The 15,326-nt window shown below is 59.3% G+C and carries 14 protein-coding genes and 2 tRNA genes; 12 read left to right on the top strand and 4 right to left on the bottom strand.

What is annotated here, in order from left to right; genetic code table 11:
- Positions 1-142 precede the first annotated feature (142 nt).
- From LOH54_RS07455 to LOH54_RS07440, 4 genes are read left to right on the top strand one after another with little or no spacing between them, the layout of a single operon-like run.
- Positions 143-1,882, top strand: a complete 1,740-nt coding sequence (locus tag LOH54_RS07455) for a YaiO family outer membrane beta-barrel protein (protein WP_231018215.1) — start codon at positions 143-145, stop codon at positions 1,880-1,882.
- Positions 1,882-3,012, top strand: a complete 1,131-nt coding sequence (locus LOH54_RS07450) for a hypothetical protein (RefSeq protein ID WP_231018213.1) — start codon at positions 1,882-1,884, stop codon at positions 3,010-3,012. Before LOH54_RS07455 ends, LOH54_RS07450 begins: the two co-directional genes overlap by 1 nt.
- Complete coding sequence (locus LOH54_RS07445; RefSeq protein ID WP_231018212.1) at positions 3,005-4,396, top strand: glycosyltransferase family 2 protein; 1,392 nt, start codon at positions 3,005-3,007, stop codon at positions 4,394-4,396. The genes LOH54_RS07450 and LOH54_RS07445 overlap by 8 nt, the downstream gene beginning before the upstream one ends.
- On the top strand, positions 4,393-4,857 hold the full coding sequence (locus LOH54_RS07440; RefSeq protein ID WP_231018211.1) for a hypothetical protein: 465 nt from the start codon (positions 4,393-4,395) through the stop codon (positions 4,855-4,857). Before LOH54_RS07445 ends, LOH54_RS07440 begins: the two co-directional genes overlap by 4 nt.
- 68 nt (positions 4,858-4,925) lie before the next feature.
- On the opposite strand, the gene LOH54_RS07435 is transcribed toward LOH54_RS07440, so the two are convergent.
- Positions 4,926-5,002, bottom strand: a tRNA-Met gene (locus tag LOH54_RS07435).
- Between the two features lie 15 nt (positions 5,003-5,017).
- Positions 5,018-5,092: transfer RNA gene (locus tag LOH54_RS07430), tRNA-Gln, on the bottom strand.
- A gap of 176 nt (positions 5,093-5,268) precedes the next feature.
- Between LOH54_RS07430 and LOH54_RS07425 the strand changes: the two genes are divergently transcribed.
- From LOH54_RS07425 to LOH54_RS07410, 4 genes are read left to right on the top strand one after another with little or no spacing between them, the layout of a single operon-like run.
- Entirely contained in the window at positions 5,269-6,306 is a 1,038-nt protein-coding gene (locus tag LOH54_RS07425; RefSeq protein ID WP_231018209.1) for a bifunctional 3,4-dihydroxy-2-butanone 4-phosphate synthase/GTP cyclohydrolase II, read from the top strand.
- Positions 6,303-6,647 carry a TraR/DksA family transcriptional regulator gene (locus LOH54_RS07420; protein ID WP_231018208.1) on the top strand — a complete coding sequence of 115 codons (345 nt, stop codon included), beginning with the start codon at positions 6,303-6,305 and terminating at the stop codon, positions 6,645-6,647. The genes LOH54_RS07425 and LOH54_RS07420 overlap by 4 nt, the downstream gene beginning before the upstream one ends.
- The gene (cmoA, locus tag LOH54_RS07415) at positions 6,647-7,357 is read left to right on the top strand and encodes a carboxy-S-adenosyl-L-methionine synthase CmoA (protein WP_231018206.1); all 711 of its coding nucleotides are present in this window, start codon (positions 6,647-6,649) and stop codon (positions 7,355-7,357) included. Before LOH54_RS07420 ends, cmoA begins: the two co-directional genes overlap by 1 nt.
- Before the next feature lie 8 nt (positions 7,358-7,365).
- Positions 7,366-8,625 (top strand): M20/M25/M40 family metallo-hydrolase, encoded by a 1,260-nt coding sequence (locus LOH54_RS07410; RefSeq protein WP_231018205.1) that lies wholly within the window; start codon positions 7,366-7,368, stop codon positions 8,623-8,625.
- 74 nt (positions 8,626-8,699) lie between these two features.
- Here the strand turns inward: LOH54_RS07410 and nth are convergent, their stop codons facing one another.
- Positions 8,700-9,356 (bottom strand): endonuclease III, encoded by a 657-nt coding sequence (nth, locus tag LOH54_RS07405; protein WP_231018203.1) that lies wholly within the window; start codon positions 9,354-9,356, stop codon positions 8,700-8,702.
- A 129-nt stretch (positions 9,357-9,485) separates the two neighbouring features.
- Between nth and LOH54_RS07400 the strand changes: the two genes are divergently transcribed.
- The 3 genes from LOH54_RS07400 to LOH54_RS07390 all read left to right on the top strand — a co-directional run bounded on the left by LOH54_RS07400 (position 9,486) and on the right by LOH54_RS07390 (position 13,219).
- A complete protein-coding gene (locus LOH54_RS07400; RefSeq protein WP_231018202.1) occupies positions 9,486-11,426 on the top strand; it encodes a response regulator in 1,941 nt (646 codons plus the stop codon).
- 76 nt (positions 11,427-11,502) lie between these two features.
- Positions 11,503-12,342: a peptidylprolyl isomerase gene (locus LOH54_RS07395; RefSeq protein ID WP_231018200.1), complete on the top strand. Its 840-nt coding sequence runs from the start codon at positions 11,503-11,505 to the stop codon at positions 12,340-12,342.
- A gap of 1 nt (position 12,343) precedes the next feature.
- Positions 12,344-13,219 carry a pyridoxal-phosphate dependent enzyme gene (locus LOH54_RS07390; protein ID WP_231018199.1) on the top strand — a complete coding sequence of 292 codons (876 nt, stop codon included), beginning with the start codon at positions 12,344-12,346 and terminating at the stop codon, positions 13,217-13,219.
- On the opposite strand, the gene fbaA is transcribed toward LOH54_RS07390, so the two are convergent.
- Positions 13,216-14,295 carry a class II fructose-bisphosphate aldolase gene (fbaA, locus tag LOH54_RS07385; RefSeq protein WP_231018198.1) on the bottom strand — a complete coding sequence of 360 codons (1,080 nt, stop codon included), beginning with the start codon at positions 14,293-14,295 and terminating at the stop codon, positions 13,216-13,218. The two genes, LOH54_RS07390 and fbaA, sit on opposite strands and share 4 nt — an antisense overlap.
- A gap of 102 nt (positions 14,296-14,397) precedes the next feature.
- Between fbaA and LOH54_RS07380 the strand changes: the two genes are divergently transcribed.
- Positions 14,398-15,324: a 5'-nucleotidase gene (locus LOH54_RS07380; RefSeq protein WP_231018197.1), complete on the top strand. Its 927-nt coding sequence runs from the start codon at positions 14,398-14,400 to the stop codon at positions 15,322-15,324.
- Positions 15,325-15,326 lie beyond the last annotated feature (2 nt).

The raw sequence follows: 15,326 nt of genomic DNA, 5'->3' as shown, positions 1-15,326 counted from the left end.
TGTGAAGTGTTGTGCCTGAAAAACGATGATGCAGAAGAAACGTAATAATATTGTTTTTTAACGTGGTGAATCAACACTTTAGGTAGCATACCGTATCATGCAGTGTATGATAAAAAAATATGAAAGAATGTGGTCATAAAGTATGAAACGCTCTTTGCTGCCGTGGATACTGCTGCCGGTCTGTCTGTCGGCGGAGATATTCTCGGCGAGACTCGGTTTTTTTGATACGGCATTGGAAGCGGAGGGGGCAAGGGCGCATCTCTCGGCCGGTCTCGCGCCCTACTGCGTGACCTACGCGGAGGCGGGGGATTACACGGTGCGCTGCCTTGTCGGCAGCAGCGACGCCGACATCCGGCAGATGGCAGCAGCGCTCGGCGTCGGTGGTTTTGAAACGGTGAAAGACGATCCTGCCAAGATCAGGCAGCTTTTCATCGACCACCTGTATGAAACGGCCCGCGCGCAGGGCGCGCCGGCGGCCTGCGAGGCCTCGCGTATGCTGGCCGAAGCATTTCCCGGCGACGGGGCCGTGTTGAAACAGTACGCGACGCTGCTCTTCTGGTCGGGACGCACCGGGGAAGCGGCCACGCAGTTCGGGAAACTCGTGTCGCTCGATCCGGCCTACGGAAACGACCGGGTCTACCTGCAGGTGCGGACGACCCTGCTGCTCGAGAAGGGCGAGGCACTCCTGGAGAAGGCGCCCGCGGAGGTGCCGGCGCTGATCGACGGCGAACCCGAAGCGGTCAGGAACGCCTACGATGTCATGCTCCTCCGGGTCCGCGCACTGATCAGGCTGGGGGAGTTGCCCAAAGCGGAAGCCGCCGACCGCGCGCTTTTGGAGCGCTACCCCGCGAGTGCGGAGGCGGAGGCGATCCTGACGGACCTGCTGCGCTGGCAGGAAAAATACACCGAAGCCGCCGAACGTTTGCAGCAAAGTTATACACGCAATGCGAATCGCGAAGCGGGCAAAAAACTGGCGGCGCTCTATGTGGAAGCGGGAGAGCCGGGCAAAGCCGAAGCGCTGCTTGAAACGCTGGTCGCGGAGCAGCCCGGAGACCTGGAAACGACACGGCTGTATGTCACGGTGCTGCTGCAGCTGCATGAAAAAACCAAAGCGGGGGCCGCCGTGTCGGCGTTGGACGGGCAGGTGCAGGAGACGTTCCGCAAAACCTACCCGCAGCTCTACTGCCGCACCCGGGTCCACGCGTTCGAGGCCGGAACGGAGCTCGCCGGCTACAGCGACAACAGGGACGACGACGGGCGGGTCTACGTCGGCGTCGAAGTGCCGATCGCACGCAGTGTGCTCGTCGCTGCGGCTGAGCGGGTCTGGCGCTACGGCCTCTACGACACGAATGTGCGCGGAGAGCTTTATGACGCCTTCGGGAACGGGACATGGGGCTACCTCTCATTTTCCGCCGCGCCGGATGCGGATTTTCTCCCCCGGTACAGCCTCGGGGGGCACCTGTACAAAGGGTTTGGGCATTTTGAGTTCGGCATGGGGTACGTCTACAGCCACTATAAAGATGCCGATACGCATCTGCTGGTGCCGGAGTACTCCCTCTATTTCGGCGACCGTTACACCTGGAACCAGAAGTTCTACTGGATTCCCGAGAGCGGCAGTTACGCGCTGCTGAATCTGCTGAAATACGAAAGCGCCTGCCGCTGGGAGGCCATGCTCTCCTATACACGGGCCTCCTCGTCGGAAAAGGTCGACATCGGCAATGTGTTCAGCCATACGGACGCGGACATGTACCGGGGGGAGGGGAGCTACCGGCTGACGCCGGCATGGATGGTGGGCGCGGCCCTCTTTTATGACCATTACCGCACTGATACCGCGACATTCGATCGCCGGGGCGCGAGCCTCTACGTCAAAAGGTACTGGTGATGCCGGAAAATATACTGCAGATTTGGCTGACGTTTCTGACCGATAAGCTCCCGCTCGTCTGGGACGTGACAATCGTGTTTTTCCTGAGCGCGGTCGTTCTGCTCATCGTCTTGTCGGTTTCGCAGTACTCTATCGAACGCAGAAGGCACATCGTGCTGCTGCGCAAAGAGCAGTATGTTCCGCAGATCAACCGCTACCTTGCATCGGGGCGGAACGAACTCGCGGTGAACGGCAGGCTCGATTACTATGCCCTCGCCGACGCCTTGACCGAGGTCAACAGTTTTCTCCCCGTCGAGGAGCGGAGAAAGACGCGCGACCTTGCCATGAAAATGGAGGTCGATACCTACCTGCTTCACCGTTACCGCACCAGCTGGTCGGAGGTGAAAAAGAAGTTCTTTTTCACGAAGATGCTCTTCCTCTATTCGCCGCGTCTGAAATCTTTTTTCGAGCGGATGATCCAGAAGCATACCGAGTTCGAGATGATGGTGTACTCCGTGTACGGTTTTGCGAAGCTCGCCGAAACGGACGAAGACCTCGAACACATCACGGATGTGCTGCAGGGGGCATACAACAGGGGGATCAGCCTGAAGTTCAGCGAATTCGTCTATATGCAGGCGCTCGTAAACATCCCGTACCGGGAACTCGAGGTGTTTCTGAACGGGGTGCTGTTCCGCGCCGCGCCGATGGTGATGGTCCGCAGCGTCGTCGCGGCGATGGGGGACACGAAGAACCCGGCGTACGCCCCGCTGCTCAAAAGCCTGTTCGAACGCTACCGGGAGGATGAACAGTTCGTCATCACCTATATCCGCAGTTTTCACAAGATCGGGGCCATGGAGTGCGACGTGATCGCGGCGTACTATCAAAGTCACGACCCCGTGACCCGCATCGTCTGCTCCAGGACCGGGCTCGACCTCTGCGGCAGAGACGCGCTGGCTTTTCTTTACGTCTACTTTTTCGACGAAAACTACTACGTCAGGCGCAACATCTTCGAAACGTGCAAAAAACACGGTTTCGGGCGCGCGGAGATCCTGGAGATCGTCACGCGCAAAGCCCCCGGCAAAATCAACGATGCCTTTTTCCTTGACGGCCTGAACGCCTTCTGCCCGGTGTTGGAGTACGGCGATGAGTGAATACCTGATCTATCTTTTTCTGCTGCTTCAGGTGCTCTACCTGATGTTCCTGGTGATGACGAACATGACGACGACGGTGTTTATCCTGATCTCGCTCAAACAGATCATGGGCTATTTTTTCTCGGCCAAGAACGTCATCGTCAGCCGGATCATCAACTCGAACAACTACCGTCCGATATCGCTCCTGGTTCCGGCGTTCAACGAAGAGAAGACGATCACGGCCTCGGTCCACTCCTTTTTGAAGCTGCATTTTCCCGAGTATGAGATCATCGTTATCAATGACGGCTCAACCGACGGCACGCTGACGCGCCTCAAAGAGGAGTTCGCCCTGGAACCGAGCAACGTTCCCGTACGCCTGAACGTCCCCCACGAGGCGATCCGGCAGACCTATACCTCGCCGGACTATCCGAACCTGATCGTCGTCGACAAAGGCAACGGCGGGAAAGCGGATGCGCTCAACTGCGGCATCAACGTCTCGCGGTATCCGCTCTTTTGCAGTGTGGACGCGGACTCGCTGCTGGAGTTTGACGCGATTCTCCGGAGCATCGTTCTTTTCTCCCTCGACAGGAGGCTGGTGGCTATCGGCGGCAGGGTCAACGTGATGAACGGCTGCGACGTCGTCGAGAAGCACGTCTTGCGCCGCGCGGTGCCGAACACGCAGATCGAGGCCTTTCAGGTGCTCGAATACACCCGGGGCTTTCTGGCGGGCAGGATCGCCTGGGAACGTTTCGGCGCCTTGCTGATCATCTCCGGCGCCTTCGGCGTTTTCCGCAAAGACATGGTCCTCTCCATCGGCGGCTACCGCCACACGGTGGGGGAGGATTTCGATCTGCTGGTGCGCATGCATCGCCACTGCTACGACCACGGCATCGACCATACCGTCCGCTTCCTCCCCGACACGATGTGCTGGACGCAGGTGCCCACCGATTACAAATCGCTTCTGCGTCAGCGCAACCGCTGGCACCGGGGATTGATCGAAACCCTCTACTACAACCGGGACATGGTTTTCAATCCGAAATACGGCAAGGTGGGAATGCTCGCAATGCCCTATTACCTGTTGATCGAGGGGGTCGCGCCGCTGGTGACCTTCCTGGGCCTCGTCTCCATCATCACGCTTTACGTTTTCGGCCTGCTGAACAAGGAGGCGCTCGTGGTCTTCTTCCTGCTGGAGTTCACCTGGGGAACCGTCCTCAATATCGGCGCCCTCTCTTTAGACATGTTCGTCAAGCGCCGTTTCACGAAGTTGAAGGATATCTATCGGCTGCTGGTGCTGAGTTTCCTGGAACCGTTCTTTTACCGGCCGATTCTCAAAGTGGAGGGGTTCCTCGCTACGTTCAACTTCTTTAACCGCTCCTGGGGACAGATCAAAAGGAAGTCGATTTGAAACGGTTTGAGAACTTCCGCTTCTGGAGCGTGCGCTTCTTGTTGCTGCTGACGTTTTTAAGCTACTACTTCCTGATGGTACTGACACATTTCGACAAGGTCGAAGCGTATGCCAACCCGCTGCAGCCCTTTAAGGGGAGCGTCTATTTCGTCGGCACGAATCTTTACGCAGGCCCTTACCCGGACCCGGCGGCGTTGGAGCGGCTGCAGCGCCACAACGGGATCCGGCGCGTGGTTTCCGTCTTGAATCCGGAGACGCCGTTCGTGCGGGAGCTGGTATTGAGCGAAGCCGAGGCGTGCCGGCGCCTGGGGATGGAATACATCGTGCTTCCCGATGCGGAGACCCCGGAACTTGCCGGGGCGTTGACGCCTTCGAAGGTCAAGACCTACGTGCACGGCTATTTCATGACGTCCGGTTTCAGCCGAATGGTCAGGGAGGTGGCGACGCACAGCGTGAAGTGAAATTTGGAAAGATCAGATAAGAGCTCGTTTTGGAAAAAAAGTTTGATTTTTGAGTTGAAGGTTTCGATTGGTTGCGGGAACAGGATTTGAACCTGTGACCTTCGGGTTATGAGCCCGACGAGCTACCGAACTGCTCTATCCCGCGATCGTTATGAAAAGGTGGATGGGGTAGAGGGATTCGAACCCCCGAATGCTTGGACCAAAACCAAGTGCCTTACCGCTTGGCGATACCCCAGTCCGTTTCTGCAACTGCTCTGTGTCAGTTGAGGCCGAAATTATAGGCAATCTGTACCGGAATGTCAAGGGTTTGGGGGAGAAATTTGCGAAAAATTTTTATTGGCTATAATTGCAACTATTATATACGGCATTCACAAAACAACGATGGATACCGGAGCATTGTTAGGGAGAGAAATGACACCGATCGAACGGGTAAAAAAAGCGATAGAAGCGATCAAGCGCGGCGAAATGGTCATCATGATGGATGACGAGGACAGGGAGAACGAGGGGGACCTCGTCTACGCATCGGTCTTCTCGACACCCGAGCATGTCAACTTCATGGCGACGCACGCCAAAGGGCTCATCTGTGTGGCCCTTTCCGAAGCCACGGCAAAGCGGCTGGAACTGGCACCGATGGTCACCTCCAACACCTCGGCGCACGAAACGGCCTTTACCGTTTCCGTCGACGCCACGGAAGCCACGACGGGGATCTCCGCGGGGGAGCGCGACCTCACCATCCGCATCCTCGCTGATCCCCTCAGCCGCCCGGAACAGCTGGCGCGTCCGGGGCACATCTTCCCGCTTATCGCTAAAGAGGGCGGTACCCTGGTCCGCACGGGGCATACGGAAGGTTCCGTCGACCTCTGCCGCCTCGCGGGGCTGAGCGAGTCGGCCGTCATCTGCGAAGTGATGAAAGAGGACGGCACCATGGCGCGCCGCGACGACCTCGACATCTTTGCCGAGAAGCATGCGCTGCAGGTCGTCTACATCTCCGACATCGTCGAGTACCGCATGGCCAACGAGACCCTGGTACACAGCACGGAAGAGGCGGACATAGAGTTCTTCGGCGTCAAAGCTAAGCGCCACGATTTCGAAGACCACGAAGGCAACCGCCATACGGCCGTCGTCTTCTACAACGTCAACGAAACGGCCAACGTCAAGGTGCACAACGTCATCCCCGACCTCGACCTGCTGCTCAACCAGTGCAAGTACAACCGCCTGATCGAGAGCATCGAGTATCTCAAACAGAACAGCGGCGTCCTGGTCTTCATCAACAACCCAGACGCGGCCGGCGGGAACATGAAAGAGTACGGCATCGGCGCGCAGATCCTCAAGACCCTGGGCGTGAAGCATATGCGTCTCATCACCGATGCCCATGCGCCTTCCTTCGTCGGTCTGGGCGGTTTCGGCCTGGATGTCGCCGAGGTGATCCACCTGGACGCCGATGAATGACAACGGAAGCGAAGGCGGCGCTGCGGCTTACGCTTGAAGCGGCTGCAGCGAAGACGGCCGACGAGATCGCGCAGCTTGAACCCCAGCTCGAACCGATCGCCCCGGACTGCTGTCTGGGGGAACTGACGCGTGCGGAGCTGATGGGGGAGCAGGAGGTCGCGGCCAAAGCCTACGAAGCGGCGCTGCGGCGCAAAAACCGCCTGGCCTACGCACTGTCGCGCATCGACTCCGAAGACTTCGGGCTCTGCGAAGCGTGCGACGAACCCATCGCGCCGGCGAGGCTGGCACTGATGCCCGAAGCGACGCTCTGCGTGGCGTGCGCCAACGAGAGGGGAGAGTAATGGAAGACAAAGTATTCAACAAACCGATCGAGAAGCAGTTTGAGTTCGACGAGCAGATCGCCGCGGTCTTCGACGACATGCTCAAGCGCTCCGTCCCCTTTTACGAGGAGGCGATGGCGTTGACAAAGCGTTTCGCGCTGGCGTACCTTCCCGAGGGCGGGCGCCTCTACGACCTGGGCTGCTCCACCGCCTCGACGCTGCTGAGCATCGAGCGGGAGCTGAAAGTGGGGGCCGAGCTCGTCGGCATCGACAACGCGGCCTCCATGCTCGAACAGGCACGGCGAAAGCTCGCCGTCTTCGGCTCGAAAATCAGGCTCGAAGAGGCTGACATCATGAACTTCGACTACGAGGCGGCCGACGTTTTCATCACGAACTACACGCTGCAGTTCATCCGCCCGCCGGTGCGCGAGACGCTGGTACAGCGCGTCTACGACACGCTGAAGGCCGGCGGGGTCTTCATCTTCAGCGAAAAGGTCGTCAGCGAGGACAAGCGCCTCAACAAGCTCCTGATCGACGGCTATTACGACTTTAAAAAGGCGCAGGGGTACAGCGAGTACGAGATCATGCAGAAGCGCGAAGCGCTGGAGAACGTCCTCATCCCCTATACCGAGGCGGAAAACAGGGAGATGGTGACGCGCTGCGGCTTTGCCCACTGCGAGACGATCTTCCGCTGGGGCAATTTCGCGACGTTCATCGCGCTGAAAAAATAGGAGGGACCATGACCGTCATCGAACATTTCAAAGCGCTCTGCGCCATCCCGCACTGCAGCTGCGATGCGGCGCAGATGCTCGCCTACCTGCGCGAGAAGGCGGAGGCGTACGGCTATACACTGCATACGGATGACGCGGGGAACCTGCTCTGCAGCCATCCGGAGGCGATGGTGACGCTGCAGGCACATTACGATATGGTCTGCATCGGCAAGGCGCCCTCCCTTGAACTCTACGAGGAAGCGGGATGGCTGTACGCGACGGAGTCTACCCTCGGTGCGGACAACGGCATGGGGATGGCGATGATGCTTGCCCTGATGGAAGAGGGGCAGGCTGTCGACTGCCTCTTCACTTCCGACGAAGAGACGGGCCTGGTCGGGGCACGTGAGCTCGCCGTCCCCCTCAAGACCCCCTACCTGCTCAACCTTGACAGCGAAGAGGAGGGGGAGATTACTGTCGGCTGTGCGGGCGGGGTGGACCTCAACGTGACCCTGCCGCTGACACGCAACCTAAGGGAGCTGGAGTGTTACGAAGCGGTGGCCGAGGGGTTCCCCGGCGGTCATTCGGGTGTCGACATCGACAAGCACCTCCCCAATGCCATCAAGGAGCTTTCGGCAACGCTGTACGGTCTGGAGGCGATGGTCGTCTCCGTCGAAGGGGGCGAGCGCCGAAACGCCGTGCCCAGGCGCGCCGTGGCCACGGTCGCATTTGAAGCGCCCGTGGAGGATGCGGCGCTTCGTCCATTAGGGAAACAGCGCTGCTCCGTCATCGACCGCTCGCCGCTGCCGATGCTGCATGCCTTCGCCCACGGTGTGCGTGACTATGATACGGGGCTGGGGCTGGTGCGTACCAGCATCAATCTTGCCGAGATTGCGACGAGCGACACCGCGATCACGATCAAGCTCAGTGCCCGCTCGATGATCGAAGCGGATCTGCGCCGCATCGAAGCGGAGACAACGGCCTACTTCGAAGCGTTCGGCGCGTCGGTGCAGAGTGAGGGGTTCTACGCCCCGTGGGAGCCGGAGCAGGAGGGTTTCATAGACCGGGTGAAAGGGGCCTACGAAGCGCACCTGGGTGCAGAGGTAAGCATCGGCGGGATCCACGCCGGGCTGGAGTGCGGCATCATCAAGACGCATTTCCCGCTGATGCAGATGGCCTCCGTCGGTCCGACGATTACCCATCCGCACTCCACCCGCGAGCGTGTCGACCTCGGGAGCGTCGAGCGTGTTTTCGCGGTCGTCAAAAAGGTTCTGGCGGATATCGGGGAATAGGCAGCGGGTAGCAGGCGCGCATGCGCAACGCCTCCTGACAACACCGTGCTGAATATCTGCGATTGAAAAAGCCCTCAGCGGGCTTTGAACCCTTCGGTACTTTTGCAGTACTCCTGCAAGAAACACTCCGTCTCGCATTTGGGGTTTTTTGCCGTGCAGATGTAGCGGCCGAACAGGACCATCCCCTGGTGCAGGGCGTGCAGGTCCGTCTTGAACTTCTTGACCAGGGTCTCTTCGGTTTTCAGCGCCGTTTCGTCGTCGCTGAGCCCCAGGCGGTGGGCGACGCGGAAGACGTGGGTGTCGACGGCCATCAGATTTGCCCCCGTGTACTCGATCATGACGACGTGGGCCGTCTTCTGCCCGACGCCCGCGAGGGTGACAAGATCCTTTTCGTTCATCGGGATCTCGCCCCCGTAGACCTCCATGACCCGCTGCGCCATTTTCACGATATTGACGGCTTTGTTGTTAAAGAAGGAACAGCTGCGGATGATCGCTTTCACGTCGTCGACATCGGCGGCAGCCAAGGCTGCGGGGTCGGGGTACTTTTCGAAAAGCGCGGGGGTGATCAGGTTGACCCGCTTGTCCGTGCACTGCGCCGAGAGGGCGACGGCGATAACGAGTTCGTAGGCGTTGCGGTAGTCCAGCTCCGTAACGGCCTCGCTGTAGCGCTCCATCAGGGCCGCCTTAATGGCTTCGATCTCTACTTTGGTGGCTTTTTTCACTTTTTTCATGGGTGGCATTGTAGCAAAGCGCACCGGATTACGCGTTTGAAATTTTGATATAAGTGTAATAAATGTAAAAGCTTGGGCTGGCTACACTATGAAACTTAACATTGTGAAAGATTGTGAAAGGAGCGCCCGATGGGATTGATTAGCTGGCTTTTCGGGAAGCGCACGGATGCGGGAGACCTCCCCGACGACTACATCAGCAAGTCGCTGCTGTTCAGTTACCTTGATGCGCAGAGCGCCACGGTAATGTTCTTCAGCCCGGCAAAGGGATGGGTGGGGGCAAACCTCGCCTTTTACAACACCTTCGGTTTCAAGAATATGGAGGAGTTCCGCGCGGAGTACGACCGGATCGCGGACTTCTTTAACGATCCGAACTACGAGATCTTTGCCGAGACCGACGAGCAGTGGCTCCGGCAGCTGGAGCGCGAAGCGGAGAAGCCGCCGCAGGTCCACATGAAGCTCCCCAACGGCCAGATAAAGGTCTTCGCGCTGCGCAGCAGGGTCTTCAAAAGCGGCCTGAACGGTCTGTCGTTCCTGGAGATGACGGACGTGACCGAGCAGGAGCGGGCGCGCCAGGAGCGCGAGCGCGCGGAGACGGCAAAGCAGCAGTTTCTGCACAATATCTCCCATGAATTCCGCACGCCGATGAACGGCATTATGGGCTTTGTCGAGCTGCTGAAATCTTCCCACCCCTCGGCGACCCAGCGCGACTACATCGAGATGATCGAACGCTCTTCGCAGTATATGATGAACAACATTGAGTCCCTGCTGGACCTCGCGCAGATGCAGACGGGCCGTCTGAGCCTGGAGGTGACCGAGTTCAAACCGATGGGGGAACTCGAAGCGCTCTTCAAGCACTACGAGTACGAGGCGCGCCAGCGCGGTATCGGGCTTTACGTCTTTATCGACCCGGCCATGCCGACCTATATCGAGGCCGATCCGCGCAAATTCCGCCAGGTGATCTCCCTGCTGGTGGACAACGCGGTCAAGTTCACCGAAGCGGGCGGGCGGGTTCATGTCGACATCCGCGTGCTCAAAAAGCATGCGAACGACCTCTATACCCTCCACGTCAGCGTCAAGGATACGGGCGTCGGCATCCAGCCGGAGCGGCTGGCTTCGATCACCAAACCGTTCGAGACCGGCGGCCATTCGGACAACCGTCTGGGCGTCGGGCTGACCCTCACCGAGGGACTGCTGCAGATGATGGGCACCTGGCTCGACGTCACGTCCGAGGCGGGGCGCGGTTCGCACTTCTCCTTCAACCTCGACGTGACGGGCACGACCGTGACCAGCTTCGACCCCATCCGCGACCACAGCGCGAAGGTGCTGCTCTTTGACGACGACCGTCTTTTCGACGGCAACCTGCTCAGCCGCTACCTGCAGTCTTTCGGGCTCTCGGTGACGAAGGTGCATTACACCGAGCACGTCGACTGCGGCGAGACGGATATCCTCTATATCGTCGCCCCCAAGGAGAACTCCGGCTGGCTGATGCAGCTGGGGGCCTTCGAGTCGCATCCGTGCCGTTTCGTCATGCTCATCGACGAGGACGAGGAGCTGCCGGAACGGGTGCGCCAGGTGGTCGATTACACCCTCAAAAAACCGCTGCTTCCTTCCCGGATTTCGAAACACCTTACCCAGGTGCTGCAGCTGCCGGTCAAGGCGGTCGAGAAGCCGCAGGGCTCAGAGCGCAAGGTCAAAGCGCTGGTCGTCGAGGACAACATCATCAATCAGCGCCTGACAAAGCTGCTGCTTGAAGAGTACAACCTCTCTGTCACGACCGCTTCGAACGGCTCTGATGCGGTGGAGCTCTGCCGCAAATTCCCTTTTGACGTGATCTTCATGGATATCGATATGCCGGTCAAGGACGGGATCGCGGCGACGCAGGAGATCCGCAAGCTTCCGCTCTTCCGCGAGCACCCCGCACCCATCGTCGCACTGACGGCCCTCGTGATGGAAGGGGACCGCGAACGCATCCTCGCCGAGGGGCTGGACGACTACCTCGCCAAACCCCTGGGGCGCGAAAAACTCGAGGGAATTCTCGAACGCTATCTGAGCAAACCCGCCCTCTCCTGACGCGGCCGCCCCGGCCGTTGGGTGTCTGTTTAATATTCATAAATACAATACTTTCACATTAAACAAAGGTGAATGAATGAAGCTTATCATCAAATCATTGATGGCGGCGGCGCTGATCAGCGTAAGCGCCTCTGCGGCAGTGTTGGCAACGGTCAACGGTAAAACGATCACATCCGAGGAAGTGAATGCGGTTCTGATGGAAGGAACGCAGGGTCGTTTTACCTCACTGCCGAAAGAGAAGCAGGATGAACTGCAGCAGCGCGTCGTCGAGGGCCTCGTCATGCAGGAGCTCGTCTACGAAGAAGCCAAGAAAGAGGGTGTCCTCGAATCCGCAAAATATAAAAAAGAGTATGACGATATCGTCGCGCGCATCGAGAAGCAGCTCGCGGCGAAAGTCTGGCAGGAGAATCTGCTCGATGGCATCCAAGTCAGCGACAAAGAGATCAAAGCCTACTATGATGGCCACGGCGACGAGTTCGAGCAGAAAGAGAAAGTCCATGCGCGCCACATCCTTGTGAAAACGGAAGACGAAGCGAAGAAGATCATCAGCGGGATGAAGAGCCTCAAGGGCGACAAGCTCAAAGAGAAGTTCATCGAAGACGCCAAAGCGAAATCGACAGGCCCGAGCGGTCCGAAGGGCGGCGATCTCGGCTTCTTCCAGCAGGGACAGATGGTACCGGAGTTCAACGACGCCGTCTTCAGCATGAAAGTCGGAACGATCACGCCGGAACCGGTCAAGACCCAGTTCGGTTACCACGTCATCTATCTCGAAGAGAAGCAGGCCGGCAAGAAAGCGACACTCGACGAAGCAAAACCGTTCATCGAACAGCGCCTGAAGCAGGAGAAATTCCAAAAAGAGATGGAAGCGAAGACCAAAGCGCTCAAAAACGCTGCAAAAATCACCTACAGCAAATAATTTGCACCTTTCACCCGCACCTTTCGAACCCTTCCGGTTTGAAGAGCGGGAGCTCACCCTCAAACGCGACGACCTGATCCACCCCCTTTTCAGCGGCAATAAATACCGAAAACTTTACGCCCTGCTGCAGATTCCTTCCAAAGCAATCGATACGCTGGTCTCCTACGGCGGCATCCAGTCCAACGCCATGCTCTCCATCGCCGCGCTCTGCCGTCTGAAAGGGTGGCGGTTCGAATACACCGCGAAGAGGGCACCGCACCATCTGAGTGCGGAGCCGCAGGGGAACTACAAACATGCCCTGGCGCAGGGGATGGCGCTGCAAGAGGTGCATCCGACCGTGTACGATGCGGCGGTAGAGGCGCTGAAACAGCGCTGCGCAAAGCAGGAACGCTTGCGCCTGATTCCCCAGGGCGGGGCCGACCCGGCCGCGGAGGAGGGGGTGAGGGCTCTGGCCGAAGAGATCAGGGCGTGGCAAAAGACAAGGGGCATTGAACGTCTCAATGTCGTGACGCCTTCGGGCACGGGGACGACGGCGGCTTACCTGGCAAAAGCTCTGCCCGAATGCCGCGTGGTCACCGTGGCGGCGGTGGGCGGCCCCACGTACCTGCAGCGGCAGATCGAAGCGTTGATGCCGCTGCCGCCGAACCTGCTGATCCTCGCCACGCCCTACCGTTTCGGCAGCCTGCATGACGACCTGCTGCAGACGTATGAAAAACTGAAAGCGGCGGGCGTAACCTTCGATCTGATCTATGCCCCGGTAATGTGGCTGGCGTTGATGGAAGCATGGGATGATCTGGAGGGGGATGTGCTGTATGTGCACTCGGGCGGCGTCAGCGGCAACGAGACGATGCTCGCGCGCTACGCGCGGCGCACTTAGTTGCGGTTCATGGCGTTGAGGTCGGCGAAGGCCTGCTCGACGCGCGCGACGAGGCTCTCCTGACCGGCGCGGAGCCATTTGCGCGGGTCGTAGTATTTCTTGTTCGGCTTGTCCTCGCCCTCGGGGTTGCCGATCTGGCCCTGCAGGTAGTCGTGGTACTTCGCGACATAGCCTCTGACCCCGTCCCAGGTCGCCCACTGCGTATCCGTATCGATGTTCATCTTGATGACGCCGTAGCCAAGCGCTTCGGTGATCTCTTCGGGGGCGGAGCCGGAGCCGCCGTGGAAGACGAAGTTGACCGGTTTTTCAGCCGTACCGAACTTCTCGGCGATGTATTTCTGCGAGTTGTCCAGGATTTTCGGCGTCAGCACGACGTTGCCGGGTTTGTAGACGCCGTGAACGTTCCCGAAGGAGGCCGCGACGGTAAAGCGCGGGCTGATCTTGCTGAGGATCTCGTAGGCGTAGGCGACGTCTTCAGGCTGGGTATAGAGCAGGGCGTTGTCGATGTTGGTATTGTCGACACCGTCCTCTTCGCCGCCGGTGACGCCCAGTTCGATCTCGATGGTCATCCCGATCTTGTCCATACGCGCCAGGTACTCGGCACAGGTGGCGACGTTCTCTTCAAGGCTCTCTTCGGAGAGGTCGAGCATGTGGGAGCTGAACAGCGGTTTGCCCGTGCGGTCGAAGTGCACTTCGCCGGCCTCGAGCAGCGCGTCGATCCACGGCAGGAGCTTGCGCGCAGCGTGGTCGGTGTGCAGGATGACCGGCACGCCGTAAAGCTCGGCCATCATATGGACATGCTGCGCCCCGCTGATCGTTCCGGCGATGGCGGCCTTTTCGCCGTCGTTGGAGAGCCCTTTGCCCGCATAGAACTGGCCGCCGCCGTTGGAGAACTGGATGATGACGGGGGAGTTGACCTTCGCCGCCGCTTCCAGGACGCCGTTAATGGACTCCACGTTGACGACGTTGACCGCCGGAAGGGCGAATTCGCCCGCTTTCGCCGCTGCGAACACCTTCTGAACGTCGTCTCCGAAGAGGACGCCGGGTTTGACCAGATCGAGAATACCTTGTGCCATAAAAAGATCCTTGGGGCAGAAAATTTCTAATGCGGATTATAGCGCTTTTCGCTATGATAACCGTTAAATACGTGCGTATTTATTACGCGAAGGTTGCATGTCATGGCATTTGATCTCTCTTCGGTTTTGGTGATCGGCATCTCCTCGCGGGCGCTCTTCGACCTCGAGGCCTCCAACCGCATTTTCGAGGAGGAGGGACTCGAGGCGTACCGCGCCTACCAGCTTGAACACGAGAAAGTCCCCCTTGAAAAGGGGACGGCGTTCCCCCTCGTTGAGGCCCTGCTGGGTCTCAACGTGAAGGCGGGGAAGCAGGTCGTCGAGGTGATCGTCATGTCGCGCAACTCCCCCGATACGGGACTGCGCGTCTTCAACTCCGTCGAACATTACGGGCTGCCCATCACGCGGGCGGCGTTCAGCGGCGGGACGTCGCTCTCGCCCTACCTGGACTCCTTCAAAGTCGACCTGTTCCTCTCCAAGTCCGAAGAGGACGTCCAGCAGGCCGTTGACGGCGGGGTGGCCGCCGCCGCGCTCTACGCGCCGCCGCAGAGCGCCGGACACCATGACGACCAGATCCGCATCGCTTTCGATGCCGACGCGGTCCTCTTTTCCGAGGCGAGCGAACTGATCTACAAACGCGACGGCATCGAGGCGTTTTGGGCGCACGAGAAGGCGCACGCGGACGAGCCCCTGGAAGCGGGACCCTTCGCGAAGCTGCTGATCACCCTTTCCTACCTGCAGCGCCACTTCGCCCCGGCACCGTCGCCGGTGCGCATCGCCATTGTCACGGCGCGCAACTCGCCGGCCCACGAACGGGTCATCCAGACCCTGCGGCGCTGGGGCGTGCATGTCGACGAGGCTTTTTTCCTGGGAGGGCTGGGCAAGGAGGCGATCCTCGAAGCGTACGGGGCCCACATCTTCTTCGACGACCAGGAGGTCCATCTCGACGGGGCGTCGCGGGTCGTGCCCTCGGGCAAGGTCCCTTACAAAAGCGATTCGCCGATCCGGACGCTTATCCCCGAGGAGAAATAGGT

Source organism: Sulfurimonas sp. HSL-3221, from assembly GCF_021044585.1.
Classification (GTDB): Bacteria; Campylobacterota; Campylobacteria; order Campylobacterales; family Sulfurimonadaceae; genus Thiomicrolovo; species Thiomicrolovo sulfuroxydans.
Note: the sequence above shows the minus strand (reverse complement) of the source record. Positions and strands in the feature narration are given on the sequence as shown.

Excerpts from the sequence above, each read along its gene's own strand:
- LOH54_RS07455 (WP_231018215.1), top strand. The coding sequence starts at position 143 with ATGAAACGCTCTTTGCTGCCGTGGATACTGCTGCCGGTCTGTCTGTCG.
- LOH54_RS07450 (WP_231018213.1), top strand. The coding sequence starts at position 1,882 with ATGCCGGAAAATATACTGCAGATTTGGCTGACGTTTCTGACCGATAAG.
- LOH54_RS07445 (WP_231018212.1), top strand. The coding sequence starts at position 3,005 with ATGAGTGAATACCTGATCTATCTTTTTCTGCTGCTTCAGGTGCTCTAC.
- LOH54_RS07425 (WP_231018209.1), top strand. The coding sequence starts at position 5,269 with ATGACACCGATCGAACGGGTAAAAAAAGCGATAGAAGCGATCAAGCGC.
- LOH54_RS07420 (WP_231018208.1), top strand. The coding sequence starts at position 6,303 with ATGACAACGGAAGCGAAGGCGGCGCTGCGGCTTACGCTTGAAGCGGCT.
- cmoA (WP_231018206.1), top strand. The coding sequence starts at position 6,647 with ATGGAAGACAAAGTATTCAACAAACCGATCGAGAAGCAGTTTGAGTTC.
- LOH54_RS07410 (WP_231018205.1), top strand. The coding sequence starts at position 7,366 with ATGACCGTCATCGAACATTTCAAAGCGCTCTGCGCCATCCCGCACTGC.
- nth (WP_231018203.1), bottom strand. The coding sequence starts at position 9,356 with ATGAAAAAAGTGAAAAAAGCCACCAAAGTAGAGATCGAAGCCATTAAG.
- LOH54_RS07400 (WP_231018202.1), top strand. The coding sequence starts at position 9,486 with ATGGGATTGATTAGCTGGCTTTTCGGGAAGCGCACGGATGCGGGAGAC.
- LOH54_RS07395 (WP_231018200.1), top strand. The coding sequence starts at position 11,503 with ATGAAGCTTATCATCAAATCATTGATGGCGGCGGCGCTGATCAGCGTA.
- fbaA (WP_231018198.1), bottom strand. The coding sequence starts at position 14,295 with ATGGCACAAGGTATTCTCGATCTGGTCAAACCCGGCGTCCTCTTCGGA.
- LOH54_RS07380 (WP_231018197.1), top strand. The coding sequence starts at position 14,398 with ATGGCATTTGATCTCTCTTCGGTTTTGGTGATCGGCATCTCCTCGCGG.